Origin of the sequence: Bacteroides propionicifaciens DSM 19291 = JCM 14649 (assembly GCF_000375405.1) — a bacterium.
Lineage (GTDB): Bacteria > Bacteroidota > Bacteroidia > Bacteroidales > Bacteroidaceae > Bacteroides_E > Bacteroides_E propionicifaciens.
Genome location: NZ_AQWS01000038.1, coordinates 1 through 23,196, shown reverse-complemented (window position 1 = coordinate 23,196; position 23,196 = coordinate 1). Strand labels below are relative to the sequence as shown.

The following is a 23,196-nucleotide window of genomic DNA, read 5'->3' as shown; positions in this document are numbered from 1 at the left end:
CATTACGGCTATTATCCTCTTTTCTATGACTGTGTTTGTCATAATCTAAATGAGCATCCAGCTCACCTTCGAGCATTTTCTCTATACCTCGCTTTTGAATGGACTTAAGGAAGTTGTTTAGCTCTTCACCTGTTTTGAACTGTTTAAAGAACTCATCGGGGATTAAATCTTCTGTTTTCATACATGTCTAAGTTTTTTATTATAAAACAACGGCTCAGGTAAAGTTGTTACCCAAGCCGATCATTTTAACTTACACACTTTATGAGAGGGTGTCAAATGAGCTAAACTATAATTATCAATTACTGATTTTCAAACCCACAAAGTATGTTCGTGGTTGTGTTGGACCATAAAAATATCCTGAATCTCTAAATGTACCCTTATCTAAATCTCGTTGAAACTGATTAAAAATGTTTTGAACTCCACCATTTATCTGTAAGCTTAGGTTCTCTTTCAACTTGAAGTTATAGGCTAGCTTAGTGCCTAGTTCCATAAAGGTAGGCGTACGTTCCATGCGAGCTTCCTCAATATAACCCTTCATGTGAGGTACATCCATTTTACCTGTATAAACCCCAGAAATTGACCAATCAAATGCCTTCCAAAAATTGCTAGTTAGGGTGAAGTATCCATAATAATCAGGAGTACGTGGCATATTTCGTGTAAAAAGTTGTTCTTCATCTTCAGGAGAAGTCCACACTTCAGGTTTCTTGTAACGACTGCGTTGAGCAGTAAAACCTACCTGTAACATTAAGTCACGACCATGGGCAATCTTACCATCTAGATTCAGACCATAAACACGGGCTCCGCTACCGTTACGACGTTCTTTATAGATGATTCCATCAATATTAGCCAAATCCTCTAGTACGAAAACATGGCGAAGATCGGTATAAAAACCTTCCAATAACAAGCTTGCTTGCCAATGCCCAAAATAGGTAGTCCAATCAATAGATCCACTATAACTAGTTGATCGCTCTTCTCTTAGGTTATCGGCTAGTTTTATTTGAACTCCTTCACCACCTACTGCGGCGACATGTAAATCTTCATCGTAAGCTTGTGGTGCTCTAAAACCTGTTGAATAAGTTAATCTGGCTTGAAAAGCATCTGTAGGCTTATAAAGCAGATTTACACGTGGACTAAAAATCAGTTTATCAATTAGATTATGCTTATCCAAACGTCCTCCAACTAATAAATTAAATTTGTCCCACTCCCACTCGTTCTGAATAAAGCCACCCCAAATATGTATTTTTTGACGCATATCTCTTTCGTAACCGAGCATCACATCGTGCATATCGTTATTTTGATACTCAACACCAGCAGTTAATGTAGCTGGTGCTAGAAGAAGTTTATCAAACTTATTAACAAACATGCTCCCTGCCACCCAAGTTAAATCATCTGTCTTGCCATAGGCGTCAGGGTCTTGCTGAGCTCCATAATAGCTATTACGATCGGTATGATGAATAGAACCATACACTGAGAGCTTTTGATTGTATTCATTCCAAAAATGATCGTAATTGAAACCTCCCGAATTTATGACATGCTTCGTTTGCTCAGTAACATCGGATTCGTGCGGTTGCTTATCAAGCATATTACCACCTCGTCTAAATTCATTGGTCGTGTGATATTCTAGACTAAGCTTACCCATAGTCGAAGGACGATAATAACCACGCATACCAAAGGTATTCATGTTTATTTTGCCTAGTTCGGTAAAACCATCGCCATCGGCATCGTAAGAGTTACGATTACGATAAGCTTGATAAAGTGCAATACCATAGGTGTTATCTTTGCTCACAAGCGAGGCATTCGCCCCAACATATTGTTCTATCGACTTTCCGTTAAGACTAGAGAGTGTACTCGAAACTTGAAAAGAGTTATTTACAGGATCTTTTGTGATTATATTAATGGTTCCACCTACGGCATTCGCACCAAAAAGAGCAGAACCACCTCCACGAACTACTTCCACACGTTCAATCATATTTACGGGAATTTGCTCAAGTCCATAAACACCCGAAAGAGCACTGATAACAGGTCGGCTATTAATCAGAATTTGCGAATAAGGACCCTCTAGCCCATTAATTCGTACTTGTGGAAAACCACAATTTTGACAGTTATTTTCTACACGTAAACCCGATTGATAATTAAGAGACTTGGCCAGGTCGGTAGAGTTAACCATTTCAAAAAGTTTTGTATTCATCACATTGACTACCACAGGAGCATTACGACGACTTACTTCATTACGATTGGCAGACACTACAATTTCGTCAACCATAAAGCTCTCTTCTTCTAAGTTAACAGTCGTTATTGTCGGTCCCGAAGCAGAAACGGTTACTTCAACTTCACTAGACCGATATCCTAAGGCCTGAATCTTTAATTTATACTTACCTAAAGACAAGTCGGTTAGAATAAAATCGCCATCGTCATTGGAGACTACTCCTGTCCCATGACCTAGTAATTGAACAGCAGCATAAGGAATAGATTCGTGACTCCTTTTTTCTTGAATACGACCTTGAATTACCCCAAATTTTACTTTTGGGGTATTAGCTATACTATTGACATTGATACACACCAATGCCAACAAGAATAGTAAAATATGTTTCATCTTGTTTTTTGTTATTTGTTTTTGACTAATACACACTTTTCATCGTCAGCGAAAAGTAGTTTCAACTTTAATCTTAAAACAAATAAGGGGGACCCCTTTTAGGGAATTGGACTAAGGCAACATCTTGAAATAAAATATCGCACGAACGAGTTTTAAAGACTAAAACTGGGCGATACCGCTTAGCTAAAAATGTAAAGAAAGCCAAAAGAACCACTTGCAAACCAGTCAACCTATCTATTGAGGTAAAGTCAACTGTGGAGTGCGTATGATGCTCTGAATGGGAGAATGGATGCGAGTGTGCAACCATTACCCCATCTATGTAGTGGATATGAAGAAAAGCGGCTCTCCCCATGCAGTAAGTCACAAATAGACCTACCAAAAAGAACACTAATCTAACTCTCTTTCTTTGATTCACTCCCAATTCTTATTTAGAATAAACAAAGATAAGAGAATGTTTTATACTGAAACTATATTTATTAAACTATTTATACAAAAGAAATAACATGGCAGAAAGATACAACTCATCTTCCTTAGAAAAGAAACTATACTCGTCACTATCTATATCAAGCACTCCAATGATTTTATTATCTTTTTTCATAGGTATGACAATTTCCGATTTTGAATAAGGACTACAAGCGATATGTCCAGGGAACTCTTCTACATTGTCTACAATTTGTGTTTCACCTTTTTCCCAAGCTTTACCACAGACTCCTTTTCCCTTAGGGATGCGAGTACAAGCAACAGGCCCTTGAAAAGGACCTAATACCAATTCATCGCCTTCGACCAAATAGAAACCTACCCAATGAAATTTGAATTCGGCATACAAAGCCGCACTCATGTTTGCCATATTGGCAATCAAATTGGTTTCATCGGACAATAACTCTCTGAGCTGTGCTAAAAGAGCTACATATCTTTCTTTTTTTAAATTAGTATGATCAATCATAAGATTCTGTTTTAGTCGTTTTTATCTCCAAATAGTAATTTGTATTCCCGAGCAGCTACAGGTTCTACCCAATTGGCTGGCACCATCCTCCACTGATTTAGAGGCTGAGGATTCATCTGCTTCTTCTTCTTTATCTCTTCCATCAAATAATAGCGAAGATCCTTATCGGTTGAAAAGACTATTCTACTGGTTAAATCCTTGTGCGCAATGCCAGCACCTTTAGTTAATAATTCTCCGCCACCGTTACCTCTATAAGAGTTTAATGCAACACGATAAGTTTTGTTCAGATCAAAAGGTGTATTGTCAGCCATACTCAATATACTGATTTTATGCCCTCGCTCTTGGGTTACGTTAACTTCATAGTTGATGCCCGCAGCAGAATCAAAATTATAGGTCATATTTTTAAATACAGTCCGCTCGTCTCTACCAGAAGGGGTTTCTTTTAAGAGTAAGAGTGGATCGTTAGGGCTCTTCATCTGATTAGTCCACAAGTCATACGACATCTCTAGATAATTTTTTATCTCTTGTCCACTCAGCTCCATTACATAAAGCGTATTCTCATATTTATAGAGATTAAACATATCACTTACAAACACATCACCTGCTGCTATTTCGACATCGAAAGACAGAGGAGCAACAAAAGATATATCGGCACCAGTAATCTCGAGTTGTAGTGAATGTATTAAGTCAACAAAAGCCGAAGATCCAAAATAAGCATCACGGGTACTGATGGTGTTCTCAAAGGTTCCAATTTTGGCAGTAACAAAACGCTCAATCGTTTTATATTCTTTTTTGAAGTGCTTCATAAAAGCCTTGCTAACCTTCGAATTAGTTAAGTTTACCAATTTACCTGAGACTTCCTTGTCTACCAAGCTGTTTTGATCAAAGCTCAATTTGATATCGACATCACCAACGAAAAAAGCATTATTGGCAGGATTGATGACCAATACAGGGTCACCACCAACATTTTCAACCTGCTTACACTCCTTTATGTGATCGTGACCAAAAACGACCACATCAAAACCAGGTATATTTTCAGCAACCAGTACCGATGCATTATCAAGATATTTTCCCATCTGCTTGGGATGTTGCCCCGCATGGAAAACACCAACCACAACATCGGGTTGTTCCAACTCTTGTATGGTTTGAATCCATTTTGCAGCAGTTTGCTCCATATCATCAAATCGTAAGCCCTTCCAAAGGTTTTCGGGTAGCCAAACAGGAATAGCGGGTGTAATGAGTCCTAATACAGCGATCTTAACGCCACCACGTTCTATAATTTTATAAGGAGGTAAAAGAGGTTCTCCACTCTGCGTGTCGATGATATTAGCTCCTAAAACAGGGAATTTACAATCAGCAATCCAACGCTCCATAACATTACGACCAGTCTCTACGTCGTGATTACCTACATTACCAATATCATATTTCATGTAGTTCATGATAGAAGCGCAGATATGAGTAGATGTAGTATCCATAAAGTTGGAATAATAGGCTGTAGGTTGCCCCTGCAAAATATCTCCGTTATCAATTAATATTACATTCTCGCCCAACTTGGCCCTTTGCTCTTCAACATACTGATGAACACGTGCCAAACTACCACCCCACTCTTTCTGATCAATAAAGTTGTAGGGAAAATAATTGCCATGGACATCACTAGTAACTATAAGCTTTAAATGAACCTCTTGTGCTTGACTTGTAAACATAAAGAGTAAACAAAGAGATAAATAAGTTGTTATTTTTTTCATGTCATTTGGTTAATTGCTTGTACAATCTTAACAAATCCTATCGATTTTTGATTTTCGTTTTAATACAAAGATAAGCGTTGGTAAGAATTAATATGTATTTTTGAGAAAATAACTAAGAAAACAACACATGACACTTTTTCATAATATGATTTCGACTGCTCTAGGCATTCCCGTATGGCAGGTAGAAAATACGATAAAGCTTCTTCAAGAAGGTGCTAGCATCCCTTTTATTAGCCGTTATCGTAAAGAGGCTACAGGGACTTTAGATGAAGTTCAAGTCGAAAACATCGCCCTCAAGCAGGAGGAGTTAACTGAAATTCAGAAACGAAAAACAACCATACTTAACACCATCGAAGAGCAGGGTGTACTGACAGATGCACTACGAAAAAGGATTGAAGAGACTTGGGAACTTCCTGTACTAGAAGATATCTATTTACCTTTTCGACCCAAAAGAAGAACTCGTGCAGAGATAGCACGAGAAAAAGGATTAGAGCCTTTGGCGACCCATATTTTCCTCAAACAGAATGAGAATTATGAAATGGTTTTGAAAAACTACTTCAACGAGCAAGTTCAATCTCAAGAGGATGCACTCAATGGTGCACAAGATATTATAGCCGAGTGGGTTAATGAGAATGAGACCGTGCGTAACATTACCAGACAACATTTCGAAAGATATGCTGTAATAGAGTCAAAACTCATAAAAGGTAAAGAGACGGAAGGAATCAAATATCAAGATTATTTCGAATTCTCAGAGCCACTTAAAAGATGTGCATCATACCGCTTACTAGCCATGCGAAGAGCTGAGGCCGAAAAGATTGTTCGCGTATCAATCAACGCCAACTACGAAGATGACCTAATCGATAAAGTTAAACGAAACCTCATAAAAGGAAGTGGAACAAACAGTGACATAGTAGAACGTGCTATTGATGACGGATATAAGCGTCTTTTAAAGCCAACTATCGAAACTGAGTTTGCTAACTTTAGTAAAATAAACGCAGATGAAGATTCAATAGAATTATTTAAAGAAAACTTAAGACAACTTTTACTAGCCTCTCCTCTAGGACAAAAAAGAGTACTTGCAATAGACCCAGGATTTAGAACGGGCTGTAAAGTAGTTTGTTTGGATGCGCAAGGAAACCTCTTGCACAACGAAAACATATTCCCCCACCCCCCTGCAATGAAGAAATCGGAGGCCGCTGCTAAGTTACGTAAAATGGTAGAGGCCTATAAAATCGAAGCCATAGCCATCGGCAACGGTACAGCTAGTAGAGAAACAGAGCAATTTGTCACAAGCCAAAGCTACGACAGAGAACTGCAGGTTTTTGTTGTTAGCGAACAAGGCGCCTCAATCTACTCAGCTTCTAAAATTGCACGTGAAGAATTCCCCCACTACGATGTAACTGTTCGTGGTGCTGTATCCATTGGTAGACGATTAATCGACCCACTTGCCGAATTGGTTAAGATTGATCCCAAATCAATAGGTGTCGGACAATACCAACACGATGTCGACCAAACCAAACTCAAAAAGAGTCTAGACCAAACTGTAATTAACTGTGTTAATAAAGTAGGCGTTGATGTCAACACAGCCAGCACCTATTTATTAACTTATATCTCAGGGCTTGGTCCGCAATTGGCACAAAACATAGTAGATTATCGCAGTGAAAATGGTCCATTTACTTCAAGAGTCGAACTCAAAAAGGTTCCTCGCATGGGTGCTAAAACCTTTGAGCAAGCTGCTGGTTTTTTAAGAATAAGAGGGGGTAGCAACCCACTCGACAATACCGCCGTTCATCCTGAGAGCTATTCGGTTGTACAAAAAATGAGTAAGGACTTAAAATGTAAGCTTCAAGACTTAATTGGCAATAAAGAAATTCAAGCCCAAATTGACATCAATAAATACGTCACTCCTGAGGTAGGGTTACCCACTCTTAATGATATTGTGGAAGAGCTCAAGAAACCTGGAAGAGATCCTCGCAAGCAGATCAAGGTTTTTCAATTTGATCCTAACATCCGCACCATCGAAGACCTAAGAGAGGGGATGATTCTGCCTGGTATTGTAGGTAATATCACCAATTTTGGGGCCTTTGTAGATCTGGGGATTAAAGAGAATGGACTGATACATCTCTCGGAAATGGCTGATGAGTTTGTATCCGACCCTAGTAAATACGTAAAAATACACCAACAACTACATGTAAAAATAGTTTCTATAGATACAAGCCGAAAACGAATTCAACTTTCAATAAGAAACATAGAACAATAAAACCTAAATTAATGAAGATAACTAAAATCTTTCTATCACTACTTGTGATAGCAATGGGCTTCCCAACCCTTGCGATGGGACAAGATAAAAATAGTAAGGCAATATTTGTCAAGAAGCCTGGTACTCTGATTTCTGAGCTAACACTAGCTGAAGCCAAAAACGTAACACATTTAACCCTAACGGGGAAAATTAATGCCATTGACTTTAAAAATCTAAGAGATGACTTTAAGAACATCGAAGTCTTAGATATTTCTGCGGTAGAAATCAGAAACTATGTAGGCAAAAAGGGAACACTCGACCAGTTTCATGTATACACTGCCAACAGCGTACCTTCACATGCCTTCTCAGAGCAGACCGACTACAACCCCGTGCCAAGAACAGCACTCAAAAAGGTAATCCTTCCATTGGGTCTAAAATCTATCGATAAATTTGCGTTTGCCAACTGCCCGAATTTAGAAATCTTGATTTGTACTGGTGGTGAAGCACCTTCGCTGACTGAGAATGCGCTCTCACCACAACGTACTGCAATTTTTGTACCAGCTGGTTGTAGAGAAAATTACAGCCAGAAGAAGAATTGGGAGCATTTTGCTATTATCGATAGCGAGCCTGTAAGAGCTTCTATTATTCTGGATAAAACCGATGATTTAGCCAACGAATTATTAAAGCAAGGCATCCAACCTAAAAATGTAAATTTCCTCACACTCTCTGGTCAAGCAGATGCCGATGATTTAAAAATCATACGCGACTACATGACTAATCTTGTCTATATAGATATGAGGAATACGAATACAGCTGAAATTCCTGAATACACATTTGCCCAAAAGACAAATCTACTTACAGTCTATCTACCTGACAATTTAAAGACTATTGGTCTACGCGCATTTGACAACTGCAACAAACTTGGCCCGACACTCTTGCTACCCGCCTCGCTGACCTCAATCGGTTTTGGTGCGTTTATCAACTGTAACTCTCTTGACGTAGTGCAAGCGCTAGGAAATAAAATAACAGCTATAGGAGAAAATCTTTTTGGTCAAGATTCAGAAAACAGATTAGTCTACGCTAACTAGTAAATAGCAAAGTTAGGTTCTATCCAAACCAGCTACTGGCAAGATGTAGACAACCTAGTGGTTCTAAGCTAATGACTAAGTCATTTTCTTTTAAACTAAAGCAAACAAAAATGCAGCAACTCAGGCTTGAGTTGCTGCATTTATATATATATAATATATGTCTTTATCTTTAGGAAAGAATTTAGTCTTGGTACATCTTAGCTCTCAAGGTTTGGATATGCTCTGAGTGAATATATTCGTCATAATCCATCATCTTATCAATTATTCCATTGGGAGTTAATTCGATAATACGAGTAGCTACGGTTTGAATAAACTCGTGGTCATGAGATGCAAAAAGAACGTTTCCTTTGTAAGACTTCAAGTTATTATTGAATGCTTGGATTGACTCTAGGTCAAGGTGGTTGGTTGGTGTATCTAAGATTAGACAGTTTGCATTCTTAAGTTGCATACGCGCAATCATACAACGCATTTTCTCACCTCCCGAAAGCACATTTACCTTTTTAAGAACCTCTTCACCCGAGAACAACATACGTCCCAAATAACTTTTGAGGTAAACATCATTACCTGAGCTAAACTGGCCTAGCCAATCGATGAGGTTGAGTTCCGACTCAAAATACTTAGTATTGTCAAGAGGAAGATAAGCAGTTGTGATCGTCACACCCCATTTAAATTCTCCTGTAAGAGGTTGTTCTTCTTCATTAATAATTTGGAACAGGGCTGTCATAGCACGTGGATCACGTGATAAGAATACAATTTTATCCTCTTTCTCAACGTTGAAGTTGATGTCTTTAAACAGAATAGTACCATCATTCAATTGTGCCGAAAGGTTGGATACCTCAAGCACTTGGTTACCTGGTTCGCGCTCTGGGGTAAAGATAATTCCTGGATACTTACGCGATGAGGGTTTAATTTCGTCAACATTAAGCTTTTCAAGCATCTTACGACGACTAGTAGCCTGACGACTCTTTGCCACGTTAGCACTAAATCGGCGAATAAATTCTTCGAGTTCTTTACGTTTTTCGTCTGCCTTAGCACGTTGATTTTGTTGTTGACGAAGTGCCAATTGACTTGATTCATACCAGAAGCTATAGTTACCAGCAAACATATTAATTTTGCTAAAATCAATATCCACGGTATGTGTTGAAACTGAGTCTAAGAAGTGACGGTCATGGCTCACGACCAATACTGTATGTTCACAATTGGCCAAATATTCTTCGAGCCATTGAACTGTTTCCATATCCAAATCATTGGTAGGCTCATCTAGTAGCAAGTTGTCTGGTTCACCATAAAGTGCCTGTGCTAACATAACACGTACTTTTTGCTTACCGCTCAATTCGCCCATTAAAGTATAGTGGTGTTCTTCTTTTATACCTAGCCCGCTGAGTAGAGAAGCTGCATCGCTTTCAGCATTCCAGCCATCGAGTTCAGCAAATTTTTCCTCAAGCTCAGAAACCAACATGCCATCCTCATCAGAGAAATCTTCTTTAGCATAGAGTTCTTCACGTTTCTTCATGATGTCCCAAAGAATCGTATGTCCCATCATTACGGTATCAAGAACTGTATAAGCATCCCATTTGTAGTGATCCTGGCTCAACACAGATAGACGTTCATCGGGACCTAAAGTAATAGTACCTGTTGTAGGGTCTAATTCCCCTGAAATAGTTTTAAGAAAAGTGGATTTACCTGCACCATTGGCACCAATAATTCCATAGCAGTTTCCATTGGTAAACTTAAGATTGACTTCGTTAAACAACACTCTTTTACCAAATTGAACCGAAACATTAGATACTGTTATCATTATAAAATTGTAAATTTAATTTTTATCAAATGTTGCAAAGGTACACATAATCTCTCAAATAGAGATTCTCTTGACAATGACATTCTGACATAAAAACATTATCTTTGCACATAAATTGGAGTTTACCACCGCTATGGCAAACTTTTTGTATATATGTGTACAGAATTAACATGTTGAAATAAATAATACTCGAATATATGAATAAGAATACGGAGACATCGGCTAACGAGAAAGATGAGAATCTAGAAAACTTAGAACAAGTTAACGCTACATGCGAGGATGTAGATCAAACTTCTACAACAGAAGAATCAGATGAAAGCTCTATCGAAGACCCAAAAGATGAAGTAGCTGAGCTACAAGAGGTAATCGAAGACCAGAAAGACAAATATCTACGTCTTTCTGCTGAATTTGATAATTACAGAAAACGCACACTCAAAGAGAAAGCAGAACTTATTCTTAACGGTGGAGAAAAAAGTATTATCAATATTCTACCAATTATTGACGACTTCGAAAGAGCTATCGAAACCATGCAATCGGCAACTGATATTGATGCCATAAAGACAGGTGTAGACCTTATCTATGATAAACTAATGAAAACATTAGACAAAGATGGGGTTAAAGTTATTGAAACAATCAACATGCCTCTTAATACAGACTTTCACGAAGCAATAGCTGTAGTTCCTGCTCCTTCTAAAGAGCTTAAAGGCAAAATAATTGATTGCGTACAACGAGGTTACACACTCAATGAAAAAGTTATTCGTCATGCTAAAGTTGTTGTTGGAGAGTAAAATAAAGGATTAATATATGTCTAAAAGAGATTATTATGAGGTGCTGGATGTCGCTAAAGATGCTTCAGCCGACGAAATAAAAAAAGCTTACCGTAAGAAAGCCATTCAATATCATCCAGACAAAAATCCGGATGATAAAGAAGCAGAAGACAAATTTAAAGAAGCTGCAGAAGCCTACGAAGTATTAAGCAACGAAGATAAACGTGCTCGTTACGACCAGTTTGGGCACGCCGGTGTAGGTGGTGCTGCAGGTGGTGGCGGCTATGGCGGTGGCTTTAGTGGTCAAGGAATGTCTATGGATGACATTTTCTCGATGTTTGGTGATGTTTTTGGTGGTCATGGCGGTGGAGGCTTTGGCGGATTTGGTGGCTTCGGAGGAGGTTACGGATCAGGAGGTAATCAACCTCGTAAATTCAAAGGTTCAGACCTTAGAGTTAAGGTTAAGCTGACACTTCAAGAAATAGCTACTGGTGCTGAAAAGAAATTCAAGGTTAAGAAATACATAGCTTGTAGCCATTGTCATGGCTCGGGTGCCGAAGGTAACAGTGGTACAGAGACATGTGCTACTTGTAAGGGATCGGGATCGGTTATACGTAACCAACAGACCATATTAGGCACAATGCAATCTAGATCAACCTGTCCTACCTGCCATGGTGAGGGTACTATTATTAAAGATAAGTGTAAACACTGTTCAGGCGAAGGTATCGAACATGGAGAAGAAGTAATTACAGTAAATATCCCAGCTGGTGTAATGGACGGCATGCAACTCTCAATGAGTGGCAAGGGTAATGCAGGTAAACACAACGGAATACCCGGAGATTTAATAATTCTGGTTTCAGAAATTCCTGACAAAGAATTACTCAGAGATGGTAACGATATTATTTACAATCTCCTACTTGATTTCCCTACTGCTGCACTTGGTGGTAGTGTTGAAGTACCAACACTAGATGGTAAGGTGAAGGTTAAAATTGACGCAGGAACTCAACCAGGCAAGATTTTAAGACTCCGAAATAAAGGTCTACCAAGTCTAAACGGCTACGGTACAGGAAAAGGAGATTTACTTGTAAACGTAAGTATCTATGTACCCGAAACATTAAGCAAACAAGACAAGAAAAACATTGAAGAGCTTAATAAATCGACGAACATGACTCCCTCACAACCTACAAAAGATAAGGTGTTCAGTAAATTCAAAAACTTATTCAGATCATAAATTTTTGAAGCTAACCCCAATATTTAGAAGAGGATACAAATCAATTGTATCCTCTTTTTTGTTATAGTAACGATACGGTATTCCATTATTTTAAAAGTAAGAATTATGAAGAAGTATATTTTAATTAGCCTTTTAAGCTTAATCCCGTTATCGGGTTGGGCACAGAAAACTGAAGATGAGAATTGGAACAAAATTATTTCAGAGGTTATTAATAACAAGGAATTTAGGGTTCAAATAAACCAAGTCACCCCCCGAAGAGGAAGAACTTTCCATCCCACAACACCCTATAATGTAAGGATACAAAACGACTCAATCTTCTCGTACTTACCCTATATGGGAAGAGCTACAAGTATTACCTATGGTGGTGGTGAGGGTTTAAACTTCAAAGCCCCCTTAAGAAATTACGAAGCAAAACTTGTAAAGAATAAAAGAATTAGCGTTGTGCTAAATACTAAAAGTAAAGACGATACTTACCGTTATAGCTTCTCTATTTACCCCAATGGAAAAACCACAATTGACGTACAAGGGATAAATCGAGAGTCAATATCTTTTATAGGTGAAATTGCTGGTAGCCAGAAATAGCTTGAAAGCTTTTTGTTGATTGCCTATCATATCATACACCTACTTATTTAGAATAAAAACTTTTGACTAAAGAATAAATTCTGCTAGAGGTAAGCTATCTTTGTCATTGTATTAAAAGATTGTGAAATGAAAATTACTATTGTTGCTGGAGCTCGTCCAAACTTCATGAAAATTGCGCCCATTATCCGGGCGATTAAAATTGCCAAAGAAGCGGGAAAAGAAATCTCGTATCGTCTTATCTATACGGGTAGTTTAAATGACACCTCAATAGATGCTTCTTTGTTTACTGATCTAAATATTCCTGCACCTGATGCTTATTTAGGAGTTGAAGCCGCTACGTTTGCTCAGATATCTGCAGGTATAATTATTGCTTTCGACAAAGAACTTCAACAGAATCCAACCCAATTGGTTTTGGTTGTAGATGACCTTACAGCTACCATGAGTACTGCAATTGTTGCAAAGAAGCGAGGAGTAAAAGTTGCTCATCTAGTAGCAGGTACCCGCTCTTTTGACATCAACATGCCCAAAGAGATGAACCGAGTTATTACCGATAGCTTATCCGACTATTTGTTCACAGCAGGCTCTGATGCCAATAGAAATCTGACTCAGTCGGGCACTGCCAATGCTAAATTATTCCAAGTTGGCAATATTCTTATTGATACCATACGTCACAACAGACATCGTTTGCTAAAACCAGTATGGTTTGATGTGCTTAAAATTAAAGAGAAGGAGTATATTTTGCTAACACTCAATAAGCATACTTTGATTAATAATAAAGCTAACTTTAAAAAGCTAATTCAAACGATTATTGAAAATAGCAACGGTTTGCCTATCCTGGCTCCTGTACGCCCATACATTGAAAACGCAATAACTGAATTGGAGATTAATCATGATAAGTTACATATTCTTCCATCTCAGACCTATGCAAACTTTGCCTACTTAGAGGACCACGCAAAGTTAATCATTACTGATTCGGGAAACATTGCTGAAGAAGCAACCTTCTTAGGAGTTCCTTGCATCACCCTAAGCGATTATGCAGAGCATCCCGAAACAATCAAGATTGGAACTAACGAACTTGTTGGCGAAGACCCTGATCGACTAGAAGAAGTTTTAATTCAGTTCAATCAGGGTGGCTGGAAGGAAGGCCAACTCCCCGAGAGATGGGATGGCAAAACAGCCGAACGAATCATACAGATTCTAACAGACAATATAAAGTAAAGGTCAAAGCTTTATTTAACCAAATAAGCGAAGGGCAACTTCAAAAATGGAATTGCCCTTCTTTTATTTATTATAAGTTTGGATTAAGATATCATCTTACCCTCAGCGGATCTCCTACCTCAGGTATGTAATCTTCTTTCTTCTTGTTCATCTTATAAAGACTCTTAAGCTTAATCCCAAATTTCTGAGATATAGAGTGCATTGAGTCGCCTTCTTTTACTGTATAAACTTTATAACCTTTGGCTGCTTTATTTTTCTTAGAACGCAAGTAAACGATATCGCCTTCGGTTAAGCTGTAGCCAATATGCAAATCGTTATAACGAATAAGCTTCTTCCAACTAATATCAAACTCTTTACTAATGCTCAAGAAGGTATCACCCGGTTTTGCCAAGACATAAGCTAAGTCATTAGAAAGATACACCTGATGTTTACGAATAGGCACATTATCATACTCGCCAGATTTGCTCTTACGGATACGAATCTTTCGGCTATTCTGTACTTTACCACTATCATACTGATAAAGCTCGTAGTCTTCAATAATTGATATCAATCGGTTAGCATAAGAAGGGTCTGTAGCATATCCAGCTTTCTTTAATCCTCGAGCCCAAGCCTTATAGTCATTGATGTCTAGCTCGAATAGAAAAGCGTAACGAGGGCCGTTGGCAAGAAACTTTGAGTGATCGTCATACGACTCCTTTGCCGAACGGTAATTTCGGAAACACTCTCCACGAGCATCGTCGTCATGATAAGATTTCTTACCTTTCCAGTTCCGACCACACTTTATACCAAAATGATTATTACCCTTAGAGGCCAACTTACTTTCGCCCGCACCACTCTCAAGAATACCTTGAGCCAAAGTAATACTTGCAGGGATTTTGTAGTCTCGCATCCCTTCAATAGCATAAGTCTTATATTTATCGACGTAATCTAGTCTTTTTTGACGCGTACTTTGAGCTACCAATACAGAAGGTAGAAAAGTTAGAATAAGAAGAATTATAATTTTAGACTGAACAAACCTCATAGCTGAATAGTTTCATTTTAAAATGTGTTACTCAAGAAATAACACGATAACTTATAGAGATAAGTAAATCTCTTTTTTAACTTTGTGTAAATGCATATTGCAATAATACATCATTCAAATATATGAAAAATCTAACGATTAAATCTATTTTTAAAGTTTATCAGTTCGAAGAACTCTCAGAGGAAGATCGAAAACTGATTACACTGGCTAAAAATGCTTGTAATAATAGCTATGTGCCTTATTCAAACTTTGCTGTAGGAGCTGCTGCACGTCTAGCAGATGGTACTATTGTAACAGGAACTAATCAAGAGAATGCAGCTTATCCATCAGGAATTTGTGCTGAACGCACTACCCTATTTTATGCCAACTCACAATATCCTGACCAAGCAGTAGACACACTTGCCGTGGCAGCCTATAACCAAGGAAGTTATTTACAAAGTCCAATTCCACCGTGCGGCTCGTGTCGACAAGTGATTCTAGAAACTGAAAACAGATATAAGAAACCTATGCGTATCTTATTATACGGTGAGAAAGAAATCTACGAATGTGATGGCATAAGCAACCTGCTACCATTATCATTTACTGCAAAAAACATGGAGTAAGCCGATGGAGTTAGATAGAAATAGATGGTGGTTTGTATTTTATGAGCACAATATTATCCTACAGAAAAGTGAGGATGGAAAGTTAGATATTCCGTTTAAGGCTCAACTCGAATTTAATCAACCCAATCCAGATACGATTCATGAATATTGTTTTCATGATAAATACCCATGCACTGCTGTAAAATTAAGTACTGCACCAGCCATAGACTCAGCGAAATATATAATGCTTAGCCTGAGAGATTCGTTCTTCCATCTGGATTTATGGAAATATCAAGCAGCTGGTTCTGCTCAACAACTCATATACTGGGACGAGAATACGAGGTTTTGCCCTGCATGTGGCACAGCTACTGAGCGCAAAAGCTTAATCATGAAGAAGTGCCCCAAATGCGAGAAAGAACAATATCCACCCATACAGACAGCCGTAATTGTCCTCATTCGCAAAGGAGATGAGATCTTGTTGGCACACGCTCACAACTTCAAATACGAGTTTTATGGTTTGATTGCAGGGTATGTTGAAATAGCAGAAACACTGGAAGAGTCGGTTCGCAGAGAGGTAAAAGAAGAGACAGGATTGAATATTCGGAACATTCAATATTTTGGCAATCAGCCATGGCCGTATCCATCTGGATTAATGGTTGGCTTTATTGCTGATTATGAATCGGGAGAAATTTGTATTCAGGAAGAAGAGTTACGTAATGCTGCTTTTTTCTCAAAAGACAACCTACCAGCTCTCCCTCAAAAACTGAGCATCGCACGCCGAATGATAGATTGGTGGCTAGACCAACAGATAAAAAAAGAGCAAGATAAGTAACCTTATTTGCTCTTTTTAGAAGTTCGTTGACTCTTTCTTGCAGCTTTCTTACGGCGAATTTCTGCTTTCATCTTAGATGAAGCTGAACCGTGCTGACCAGTAATATAAGTAGCCTTCTTTGCTTTTGTTTTAACCTTAACCTTTTTATCATCCTCTGGGCGAGGTTCTCTGGCTCCTTTAAAAACCAACCCACCCATCATTACTTCATGAATATCCATTATTCCAAAATTATTAATGCTACAAAGATAAGCAAAAGGAATGGATAATCGTGCCTAAAGCCCGTACTTGCTGTAAGACAACTATAAAAAACTCAAAAATATTATTGGCATAATTTATTGATTCATACAAGGATATCAATAATGATAAAATTATCACACAAAATACTTTCTCTTATAATTTGCAGATACCAAAAAATGCTGTACATTTGCATCCGTAATCAAGTAAATAATTACACGCCTCTTTAGCTCAGTTGGCCAGAGCACGTGATTTGTAATCTCGGGGTCGTTGGTTCGAATCCGACAAGAGGCTCAAAAGAAAGGGATATAAACTAAAGTTTATATCCCTTTCTTTTTTATTTATCTATCCCATTTCTTGACAAAACTCCTTGTGAGTAATAGTGTTTAATCTCCTTCATTTCGGTTACTAAATCTGCAATAGACAATAACTCATCTGGAGCATATCGCCCAGTTACAATAACTTCCACACTTGGTTTTCTGTTTTGTATAGCCTCTATAAGCTCTTCAACTGTAAATAGTTTATAGTAAAGAGCAATGGTAACCTCATCAAGAATCACTACATCATAACTACCTTGCGTCATCAATTCAGCACAATGTACTAAACCCTGTTTGGCCATATCAATATCAATCTGTTCGGGATCTTCCTTAATAAAGCAACCTCTACCAAGTTGTTCTATCTTGATAGTATCGAAATATTGATCAATCTTTGTTTCATTGTACTTCATGCTCTTGACGAACTGCCCTATATATACTTTTTTACCAGCACAGAGTGCTCTTAAGGCTAAACCAAAGGCAGCAGTCGTTTTACCCTTACCATCTCCTGTATAGACCTGTAAATATCCTTTATTATCCATATTTGTATTTTAAACTAGTCTTGCTAAGTTATTATTAATCGCTGCTAATTTATAATAAACGTTGATTATTATTTAATAGAAAAAGGAGTAATAAGCGCTACGGCATATTACTCCTTTTTCTATATAGTTTGTATAGTTAATCTTTATCAGATCATACAACTCCTGCGAAGCCCATAAATGCCATTGCTAATAATCCTGCTGTGATTAGTGCGATCGGAGTTCCACTCATACCTTTTGGTAGCTTTACCAAACGCAATTGCTCACGCAGACCAGCAAATATAACAAGAGCCAATCCGAAACCAATAGCAGTTGAGAAGGCATAAACAACCCCAGTCAAAAGATCATAGTCTTTTTGGATTACAAGAATTGCTACCCCAAGAATACAACAGTTCGTTGTAATCAAAGGAAGAAATACCCCAAGTGCTTGGTAAAGGGCAGGTGAAACTTTCTTTAAAATGATTTCGACCATCTGCACCAAACCTGCAATTACAAGAATGAAGGTTATTGTTTGAAGATAGACAAGATCGAAAGGTTCTAGGATTCCTTTTTGGATCAGAAATGTTACTACTGTAGCAATGGTTAGTACAAAAGCTACTGCAGCTCCCATACCTACAGCGGTCTCAACCTTCTTAGAAACACCCAAAAAAGGGCAGATCCCCAAGAATTGTGACAACACGATGTTGTTTACAAAAATGGCCGATATAAATATCAATATATATTCCATAGTTTAAATACTTTTTGAGTGATGATTAAGCTTTTTTGAAGCGATTAATTAAAGCAATTAGGTAACCTAATGCAATAAATGCACCTGGAGGCAACACAAATAAAAGCATACCATAATCTTCACTGTAAAGTGAGATGTCAAATATCTTTCCTGTACCTAATAGTTCACGAACGGCACCTAATAAAGTAAGTGCAATGGTAAAACCAAGTCCAATACCCAATCCATCAAACATGGAAGCGACAGGCTTGTTTTTAGCAGCAAAAGCTTCAGCTCTTCCCAACACAATACAGTTTACTACAATAAGGGGGATAAACAATCCTAAAGACGAATATAACCCAGGAAGATAAGCTTGCATAACCATTTGTAATACGGTTACAAAAGATGCAATTACTACAATATATGCAGGAATACGCACCATATCAGGAATTAAGTTCTTGATTAAGGATATCGCCGTGTTTGAACAGATAAGCACAAACATCGTAGCCAAACCCATACCCATACCGTTAATTGCCGATGAAGTAGTACCTAGTGTAGGACACATCCCCAAAAGCAAAACGAAAATCGGGTTTTCAGTTATAATTCCATTTAATACTATTCTTAAGTTTTTCATGTCTTATTCCTCCGTTAATTCTGATGATGACGAATCGTCGTCTGTTGATTTAACTTGTGTCGTAGCGCTCGATGCAGCATCAGCCTCTTTGGTGTTACCCTTGAAGGCTAAATAAGCAGTTTTCACAGCTTGCAAAAATGCACGTGAAGTGATGGTTGAAGCAGTAATTGCATCGACAGTACCTCCGTCTTTGGCCACTTTAAGTTCTTGTTGTTCAAGGCTCTGACCAATGATATCACCTTTTTGTCCTTTTTGAAACCAAGTGTCAACTTTAGATCCCAATCCAGGAGTTTCTGCATGAGACAAGATAGAGTAACCATAAATGTTACCTTGAGCATCAAATCCCACAAGAACTACTATTTCCCCACCATAACCCGAAGCTCTAGCTTCGACTGCACTACCTACATACTCACCATCTTTCATGGCTGCGTAGATATTGATGGTCTGACCACTAAGGGTAACAGTATCCATCTGCTCGGCAGGATTATTATCAAATGGTGGAACCACTTGACCTATGGCTTCTTTTAAGATATTAGCTTGAGTTTCTGCAATTGGACCTTGTGTTAAAGCATTAACAGATGCCAATATAGCTACAGAAATCGCAGTTACTAGTGTTAACACGAGTAACATATTCTTCAATGTTGATTCTAATTTCTTCATTTCGATTTTGCCACCTCCCCAAAGCGTTTAGGTTTGCAATACATATTAATTAATGGAGTGAAAGCATTCATGATAAGAATGGCAAATGACACACCTTCAGGATAAGAACCAAACATACGAATGATGACAGTCAAAAGACCGATACAAATACCGTAGATAAGCATCCCTTTCTTGGTCATAGGTGATGTTGAATAATCAGTAGCCATAAAAACAGCTCCCAACATTACACCACCAGTTAGCAAGTGATATAGAGGTGATACATAAATATCAGGGTTATAAAAGTGCATGATACCTGAGAATGCAAAAATAGTCACTAATATAGAAACTGGAATATGCCAAGAGATAATTCTCTTATATAGCATATAAGCAAGCCCTATTAACAATGCCACAATACTAATCTCACCGATAGAACCCGCATTGTCTCCAATAAACAAGGAGAGAGAGTCAGGCAACTGATCCAGAGATACACCAGGGGTTTTCTGAATCAACCCCTTGATAATAGCCAATGGCGTTGCTGATGTTGCTGCATCGGTATAAGAGGTAATTTGACCCACAGTTGGCCAAGTAGTCATTTGCACAGGAAACGATAATAATAAGAACACACGTCCGATCAGTGCAGGGTTGAAAGGGTTATTACCCAAACCACCAAAAGACATTTTACCAACACCAATAGCAAATAAGGCACCAATAATAATAATCCAGATTGGAAGATTAGAAGGCACGTTAAAAGCTAGTAAAACACCAGTGATTACGGCAGAACCGTCAAGAATACTAACCTCGGGGTTTTTGAGTAAAAACTTATTGATAGCCCATTCAAAAAACAAACAGGCAGCTACAGATGTAGCCGTTACTATTAAAGCACCTAGCCCAAAGTAAATTAGCGAGGTAAGAAATGCAGGTATTAATGCAATTAATACACCATGCATATTACGCTTAACGCTATCTCCACTATGGACGTGAGGCGAAAGTGATACGATTAATTTATTTTTCATTTTACTTTATTTTTTAGCTTGTCGTGCACGAATCATTCCCCCTACTGTAGCCTTACCTAAACGAAGGTGGTCTAGTAAAGGACGATTGGCTGGACATGTAAATTGACATGAGNCACACTCAATACAATCCATAATCCGATCGGATTCCATAGTTTCAAATTCCGTAATCTCAGATAAAGCAGCCAATAAAAAAGGCTCTAAGCCCATTGGGCAAGCAGTAACACATTTAGCGCAACGAATGCAGTTGTGCACTTGACCACGTCTTGCCTCACTCTGATTCATTATAAGAATACCAGAGCTACCCTTGGTTGTAGGTACGCTAGTATTGACGAGTGCTTTACCCATCATCGGGCCACCACCAATAATCTTACCAGTATTTTCGGGAACACCACCACAAGCATCAATTAATTCTTGCATTGGCATACCTATACGAGCTAAAAAGTTAGAAGGTTTTGCAAGCTCTTTTCCGGTAACCGTAATGATACGTTCGAAAAGAGGTTTATTTTTCATCACTGCCTCATAGATAGCAAATGCAGTCCCAACGTTCTGAACCACCGCTCCTGTCGAGATAGGTAGAGCACCGCTAGAAACTTGGCGTTTGATAATAGCATCAATTAGTTGTTTCTCGCTTCCTTGAGGATATTTCACTGTAAGAGGAACAACTTCAATTCCGGCATAAGTAGAGGCAACTTTAGTCATTACCTCAATGGCATCAGGTTTGTTATTTTCAATTCCAATAAATGCCTTATTAACCTTCACCGCTTTCATGATTAAGGTTACACCAACTACTATCTCTTCTGCTTTTTCGAGCATAAGTCGATGGTCGGATGTAAGATAAGGCTCACACTCTACCGCATTGATAATAACACATTCTGCTTTAAAAGATGGTGGAGGTGTTAGTTTAACTTGCGTAGGAAAGCAAGCACCACCTAAACCAACAATTCCACAAGCTGCAACACGCTTAACAATCTCTTCAGAAGTTAAGTCTATTTCTTTTACTAAAGTTTCGCTACGATCAATAGTTTCTTCCCATTCATCGCCATCAACATCGATAATTATAGCTGGCTTAGCATATCCACTAGCATCTACTACATCATCAATTTTTGCTACTTTTCCACTTACTGAAGAGTGAATTGCTGCCGAAACAAAGCCACCAGGTTCGGCCAGTAAAGTACCTACCTTGACTATATCTCCACGCTTAACAACAGCCTTCGCAGGGGCTCCAATATGTTGACTAAGCATTATAGTCACTTGTTTGGGTAGTTCTGCTTTAATAATAGGTTGTTGTGCTGACAGCTTATTTTCTTGTGGATGAATACCACCGATTGAAAATGTCTTCAACATATGTCTTGTTTTTTATTTCTTAATTAATTTTCGTTTGATGAAGCTGATATTTTTTGCTCAGCAGCTGCTGAAACCGTTGCTTTGGTTTTATCAACAGGCTCTTCCACTTTCTCAACTTTTTTCTTACGAGGAGGAAAATTCACTTCAATGATTGTGTCTTGAGGGCAAGCCTCTACACATTTTCTACACGATTTACACTTGTGTGGATCAATATAAGCCAACTTATCTTTAAGCGTAATTGCTTCGAATGGGCAGGTCTTAACACAGATACCACAACCAATGCAGCTTACTTTACATGCTTTTCGAGCCACAGGGCCTTTGTCTTTGTTAACACACGACACAAAAACACGTCTTGATTTTTTTCCTACAGGACGTAGTTCAATAATGTTTTTAGGGCAAGCTTCAACACAAGCATTACAAGCAGTACATTTGGCTTCGTCAACTTCGGGTAGTCCTGTTTCTGGATTCATGTGAATGGCATCAAACTTACATACCGAAACACAGTCTCCGCAACCAAGACAGCCATAACTACAAGCCGTTTCACCACCATAAAGTGCAGCTTGAATAGCACAGCTTTTCACACCTTGATACTCAGTAATTTTTGGGCGATTCTCACAGCTACCATTACAGCGAACCACTGCTAATAAGGGCTCTTCAGCTGTTGCATCCATACCTAATATAGATGCGATTTTGCTCATTACATCAGCACCACCGACAGGGCAATTCTTACCGTCAAGTGAATCTGAATTAACACAGGCGTCAGCAAATCCTGCACAACCTGGATAACCACATCCACCACAGTTCGCCTGAGGGAGTACTTCAGAGACCTGAGCAATTCTTGGATCTTCATACACTGCAAATTTCTTGGAGGCTGCATAGAGAATCACAGAGATAATCAAAGCTATAGCCCCAATAGCAAGAACTGCAATTAGGATCAAATTAATCATAAGATTGTTATTTTATTGGTTTTATTTTAAACGTGAAATTATGTTTGAGTTGGTTCCTAAACAACCATAGGACCAAATAATAGGGGACCAATGAAACTAACGACAACACAGCTGCTAGCAGTTCATTATGATAGAAACTCATGAAAATAAACAGAAAAGATATTAACCAGACAAAAGGCAAAACAAAAGCA

The 23,196-nt window shown here is 38.4% G+C and carries 23 protein-coding genes, 1 tRNA gene and 1 pseudogene; 9 read left to right on the top strand and 16 right to left on the bottom strand.

From position 1 onward, the window contains the following. The 5 genes and pseudogenes from B091_RS0110375 to B091_RS0110360 all read right to left on the bottom strand — a co-directional run. Window positions 1–181: pseudogene (locus B091_RS0110375) on the bottom strand (IS256 family transposase); the annotation flags it as partial. Window positions 182–295: 114 nt separating this feature from the next. After that, window positions 296–2,593, bottom strand: coding sequence for a TonB-dependent receptor (locus B091_RS0110370; RefSeq protein WP_018109929.1), 2,298 nt, complete (start codon window positions 2,591–2,593; stop codon window positions 296–298). Window positions 2,594–2,666: 73 nt separating this feature from the next. Beyond that, window positions 2,667–3,008 (bottom strand): hypothetical protein, encoded by a 342-nt coding sequence (locus tag B091_RS12645; protein WP_155888323.1) that lies wholly within the window; start codon window positions 3,006–3,008, stop codon window positions 2,667–2,669. Between the two features lie 66 nt (window positions 3,009–3,074). Next, window positions 3,075–3,536 carry a GAF domain-containing protein gene (locus B091_RS0110365; protein ID WP_018109928.1) on the bottom strand — a complete coding sequence of 154 codons (462 nt, stop codon included), beginning with the start codon at window positions 3,534–3,536 and terminating at the stop codon, window positions 3,075–3,077. Between the two features lie 11 nt (window positions 3,537–3,547). Beyond that, complete coding sequence (locus tag B091_RS0110360) at window positions 3,548–5,281, bottom strand: bifunctional metallophosphatase/5'-nucleotidase (RefSeq protein ID WP_026166368.1); 1,734 nt, start codon at window positions 5,279–5,281, stop codon at window positions 3,548–3,550. A gap of 127 nt (window positions 5,282–5,408) precedes the next feature. Here B091_RS0110360 and B091_RS0110355 point away from each other — a divergent pair, with 127 nt between their 5' ends. Next, window positions 5,409–7,541 carry a Tex family protein gene (locus B091_RS0110355; protein ID WP_018109926.1) on the top strand — a complete coding sequence of 711 codons (2,133 nt, stop codon included), beginning with the start codon at window positions 5,409–5,411 and terminating at the stop codon, window positions 7,539–7,541. Between the two features lie 11 nt (window positions 7,542–7,552). After that, window positions 7,553–8,608: a leucine-rich repeat domain-containing protein gene (locus tag B091_RS0110350; RefSeq protein WP_025069661.1), complete on the top strand. Its 1,056-nt coding sequence runs from the start codon at window positions 7,553–7,555 to the stop codon at window positions 8,606–8,608. Window positions 8,609–8,789: 181 nt separating this feature from the next. Here the strand turns inward: B091_RS0110350 and B091_RS0110345 are convergent, their stop codons facing one another. Further along, complete coding sequence (locus tag B091_RS0110345) at window positions 8,790–10,406, bottom strand: ABC-F family ATP-binding cassette domain-containing protein (RefSeq protein ID WP_018109924.1); 1,617 nt, start codon at window positions 10,404–10,406, stop codon at window positions 8,790–8,792. Between the two features lie 197 nt (window positions 10,407–10,603). Here B091_RS0110345 and B091_RS0110340 point away from each other — a divergent pair, with 197 nt between their 5' ends. The 4 genes from B091_RS0110340 (at window position 10,604) to wecB (ending at window position 14,204) form a co-directional block, all read left to right on the top strand. Then, complete coding sequence (locus tag B091_RS0110340; protein ID WP_018109923.1) at window positions 10,604–11,194, top strand: nucleotide exchange factor GrpE; 591 nt, start codon at window positions 10,604–10,606, stop codon at window positions 11,192–11,194. 16 nt (window positions 11,195–11,210) lie between these two features. Continuing rightward, complete coding sequence (gene dnaJ, locus B091_RS0110335) at window positions 11,211–12,404, top strand: molecular chaperone DnaJ (protein ID WP_018109922.1); 1,194 nt, start codon at window positions 11,211–11,213, stop codon at window positions 12,402–12,404. Between the two features lie 105 nt (window positions 12,405–12,509). Then, entirely contained in the window at window positions 12,510–12,986 is a 477-nt protein-coding gene (locus B091_RS0110330) for a DUF4251 domain-containing protein (RefSeq protein ID WP_018109921.1), read from the top strand. Between the two features lie 126 nt (window positions 12,987–13,112). Beyond that, window positions 13,113–14,204, top strand: a complete 1,092-nt coding sequence (wecB, locus tag B091_RS0110325; RefSeq protein ID WP_018109920.1) for a non-hydrolyzing UDP-N-acetylglucosamine 2-epimerase — start codon at window positions 13,113–13,115, stop codon at window positions 14,202–14,204. A gap of 91 nt (window positions 14,205–14,295) precedes the next feature. On the opposite strand, the gene B091_RS0110320 is transcribed toward wecB, so the two are convergent. After that, window positions 14,296–15,225, bottom strand: coding sequence for a glucosaminidase domain-containing protein (locus B091_RS0110320; RefSeq protein WP_018109919.1), 930 nt, complete (start codon window positions 15,223–15,225; stop codon window positions 14,296–14,298). A 122-nt stretch (window positions 15,226–15,347) separates the two neighbouring features. Here B091_RS0110320 and cdd point away from each other — a divergent pair, with 122 nt between their 5' ends. Next, window positions 15,348–15,827, top strand: coding sequence for a cytidine deaminase (cdd, locus tag B091_RS0110315; RefSeq protein WP_018109918.1), 480 nt, complete (start codon window positions 15,348–15,350; stop codon window positions 15,825–15,827). A gap of 4 nt (window positions 15,828–15,831) precedes the next feature. Beyond that, a complete protein-coding gene (gene nudC, locus B091_RS0110310; protein ID WP_018109917.1) occupies window positions 15,832–16,638 on the top strand; it encodes an NAD(+) diphosphatase in 807 nt (268 codons plus the stop codon). A 2-nt stretch (window positions 16,639–16,640) separates the two neighbouring features. On the opposite strand, the gene B091_RS0110305 is transcribed toward nudC, so the two are convergent. After that, window positions 16,641–16,856, bottom strand: a complete 216-nt coding sequence (locus B091_RS0110305) for a hypothetical protein (RefSeq protein ID WP_018109916.1) — start codon at window positions 16,854–16,856, stop codon at window positions 16,641–16,643. Window positions 16,857–17,092: 236 nt separating this feature from the next. Between B091_RS0110305 and B091_RS0110300 the strand changes: the two genes are divergently transcribed. Further along, a tRNA-Thr gene (locus tag B091_RS0110300) sits at window positions 17,093–17,166 on the top strand. 43 nt (window positions 17,167–17,209) lie between these two features. On the opposite strand, the gene cobO is transcribed toward B091_RS0110300, so the two are convergent. The 8 genes from cobO to B091_RS12525 all read right to left on the bottom strand — a co-directional run bounded on the left by cobO (window position 17,210) and on the right by B091_RS12525 (window position 23,186). After that, the gene (gene cobO / locus B091_RS0110295; RefSeq protein ID WP_018109915.1) at window positions 17,210–17,728 is read right to left on the bottom strand and encodes a cob(I)yrinic acid a,c-diamide adenosyltransferase; all 519 of its coding nucleotides are present in this window, start codon (window positions 17,726–17,728) and stop codon (window positions 17,210–17,212) included. A 151-nt stretch (window positions 17,729–17,879) separates the two neighbouring features. Beyond that, window positions 17,880–18,452: an electron transport complex subunit RsxA gene (rsxA, locus tag B091_RS0110290; RefSeq protein WP_018109914.1), complete on the bottom strand. Its 573-nt coding sequence runs from the start codon at window positions 18,450–18,452 to the stop codon at window positions 17,880–17,882. Between the two features lie 25 nt (window positions 18,453–18,477). Continuing rightward, the gene (rsxE, locus tag B091_RS0110285; protein ID WP_025069360.1) at window positions 18,478–19,062 is read right to left on the bottom strand and encodes an electron transport complex subunit RsxE; all 585 of its coding nucleotides are present in this window, start codon (window positions 19,060–19,062) and stop codon (window positions 18,478–18,480) included. Between the two features lie 3 nt (window positions 19,063–19,065). Beyond that, a complete protein-coding gene (locus B091_RS0110280; protein ID WP_018109912.1) occupies window positions 19,066–19,722 on the bottom strand; it encodes an RnfABCDGE type electron transport complex subunit G in 657 nt (218 codons plus the stop codon). After that, a complete protein-coding gene (locus B091_RS0110275) occupies window positions 19,719–20,714 on the bottom strand; it encodes an RnfABCDGE type electron transport complex subunit D (RefSeq protein WP_018109911.1) in 996 nt (331 codons plus the stop codon). The genes B091_RS0110280 and B091_RS0110275 overlap by 4 nt, the downstream gene beginning before the upstream one ends. Window positions 20,715–20,720: 6 nt before the next feature. Beyond that, window positions 20,721–22,058, bottom strand: coding sequence for an electron transport complex subunit RsxC (rsxC, locus tag B091_RS0110270; RefSeq protein ID WP_018109910.1), 1,338 nt, complete (start codon window positions 22,056–22,058; stop codon window positions 20,721–20,723). 23 nt (window positions 22,059–22,081) lie between these two features. Beyond that, window positions 22,082–23,002 (bottom strand): Fe-S cluster domain-containing protein, encoded by a 921-nt coding sequence (locus B091_RS0110265; RefSeq protein ID WP_025069358.1) that lies wholly within the window; start codon window positions 23,000–23,002, stop codon window positions 22,082–22,084. A gap of 10 nt (window positions 23,003–23,012) precedes the next feature. Then, the gene (locus B091_RS12525; protein WP_081605824.1) at window positions 23,013–23,186 is read right to left on the bottom strand and encodes a SoxR reducing system RseC family protein; all 174 of its coding nucleotides are present in this window, start codon (window positions 23,184–23,186) and stop codon (window positions 23,013–23,015) included. Window positions 23,187–23,196: the final 10 nt, after the last annotated feature.

What these genes read in the sequence shown, in the direction of transcription:
- B091_RS0110275 (WP_018109911.1), bottom strand. Translation starts at nt 20,714, where the DNA reads ATGAAAAATAAATTAATCGTATCACTTTCGCCTCACGTCCATAGTGGA.
- B091_RS0110320 (WP_018109919.1), bottom strand. Translation starts at nt 15,225, where the DNA reads ATGAGGTTTGTTCAGTCTAAAATTATAATTCTTCTTATTCTAACTTTT.
- rsxE (WP_025069360.1), bottom strand. Translation starts at nt 19,062, where the DNA reads ATGAAAAACTTAAGAATAGTATTAAATGGAATTATAACTGAAAACCCG.
- dnaJ (WP_018109922.1), top strand. Translation starts at nt 11,211, where the DNA reads ATGTCTAAAAGAGATTATTATGAGGTGCTGGATGTCGCTAAAGATGCT.
- B091_RS0110370 (WP_018109929.1), bottom strand. Translation starts at nt 2,593, where the DNA reads ATGAAACATATTTTACTATTCTTGTTGGCATTGGTGTGTATCAATGTC.
- B091_RS0110340 (WP_018109923.1), top strand. Translation starts at nt 10,604, where the DNA reads ATGAATAAGAATACGGAGACATCGGCTAACGAGAAAGATGAGAATCTA.
- cobO (WP_018109915.1), bottom strand. Translation starts at nt 17,728, where the DNA reads ATGGATAATAAAGGATATTTACAGGTCTATACAGGAGATGGTAAGGGT.
- rsxA (WP_018109914.1), bottom strand. Translation starts at nt 18,452, where the DNA reads ATGGAATATATATTGATATTTATATCGGCCATTTTTGTAAACAACATC.
- wecB (WP_018109920.1), top strand. Translation starts at nt 13,113, where the DNA reads ATGAAAATTACTATTGTTGCTGGAGCTCGTCCAAACTTCATGAAAATT.
- B091_RS0110350 (WP_025069661.1), top strand. Translation starts at nt 7,553, where the DNA reads ATGAAGATAACTAAAATCTTTCTATCACTACTTGTGATAGCAATGGGC.
- B091_RS0110345 (WP_018109924.1), bottom strand. Translation starts at nt 10,406, where the DNA reads ATGATAACAGTATCTAATGTTTCGGTTCAATTTGGTAAAAGAGTGTTG.
- nudC (WP_018109917.1), top strand. Translation starts at nt 15,832, where the DNA reads ATGGAGTTAGATAGAAATAGATGGTGGTTTGTATTTTATGAGCACAAT.
- B091_RS0110280 (WP_018109912.1), bottom strand. Translation starts at nt 19,722, where the DNA reads ATGAAGAAATTAGAATCAACATTGAAGAATATGTTACTCGTGTTAACA.
- B091_RS0110360 (WP_026166368.1), bottom strand. Translation starts at nt 5,281, where the DNA reads ATGAAAAAAATAACAACTTATTTATCTCTTTGTTTACTCTTTATGTTT.
- B091_RS0110355 (WP_018109926.1), top strand. Translation starts at nt 5,409, where the DNA reads ATGACACTTTTTCATAATATGATTTCGACTGCTCTAGGCATTCCCGTA.
- B091_RS0110365 (WP_018109928.1), bottom strand. Translation starts at nt 3,536, where the DNA reads ATGATTGATCATACTAATTTAAAAAAAGAAAGATATGTAGCTCTTTTA.
- B091_RS0110305 (WP_018109916.1), bottom strand. Translation starts at nt 16,856, where the DNA reads ATGGATATTCATGAAGTAATGATGGGTGGGTTGGTTTTTAAAGGAGCC.
- B091_RS0110330 (WP_018109921.1), top strand. Translation starts at nt 12,510, where the DNA reads ATGAAGAAGTATATTTTAATTAGCCTTTTAAGCTTAATCCCGTTATCG.
- cdd (WP_018109918.1), top strand. Translation starts at nt 15,348, where the DNA reads ATGAAAAATCTAACGATTAAATCTATTTTTAAAGTTTATCAGTTCGAA.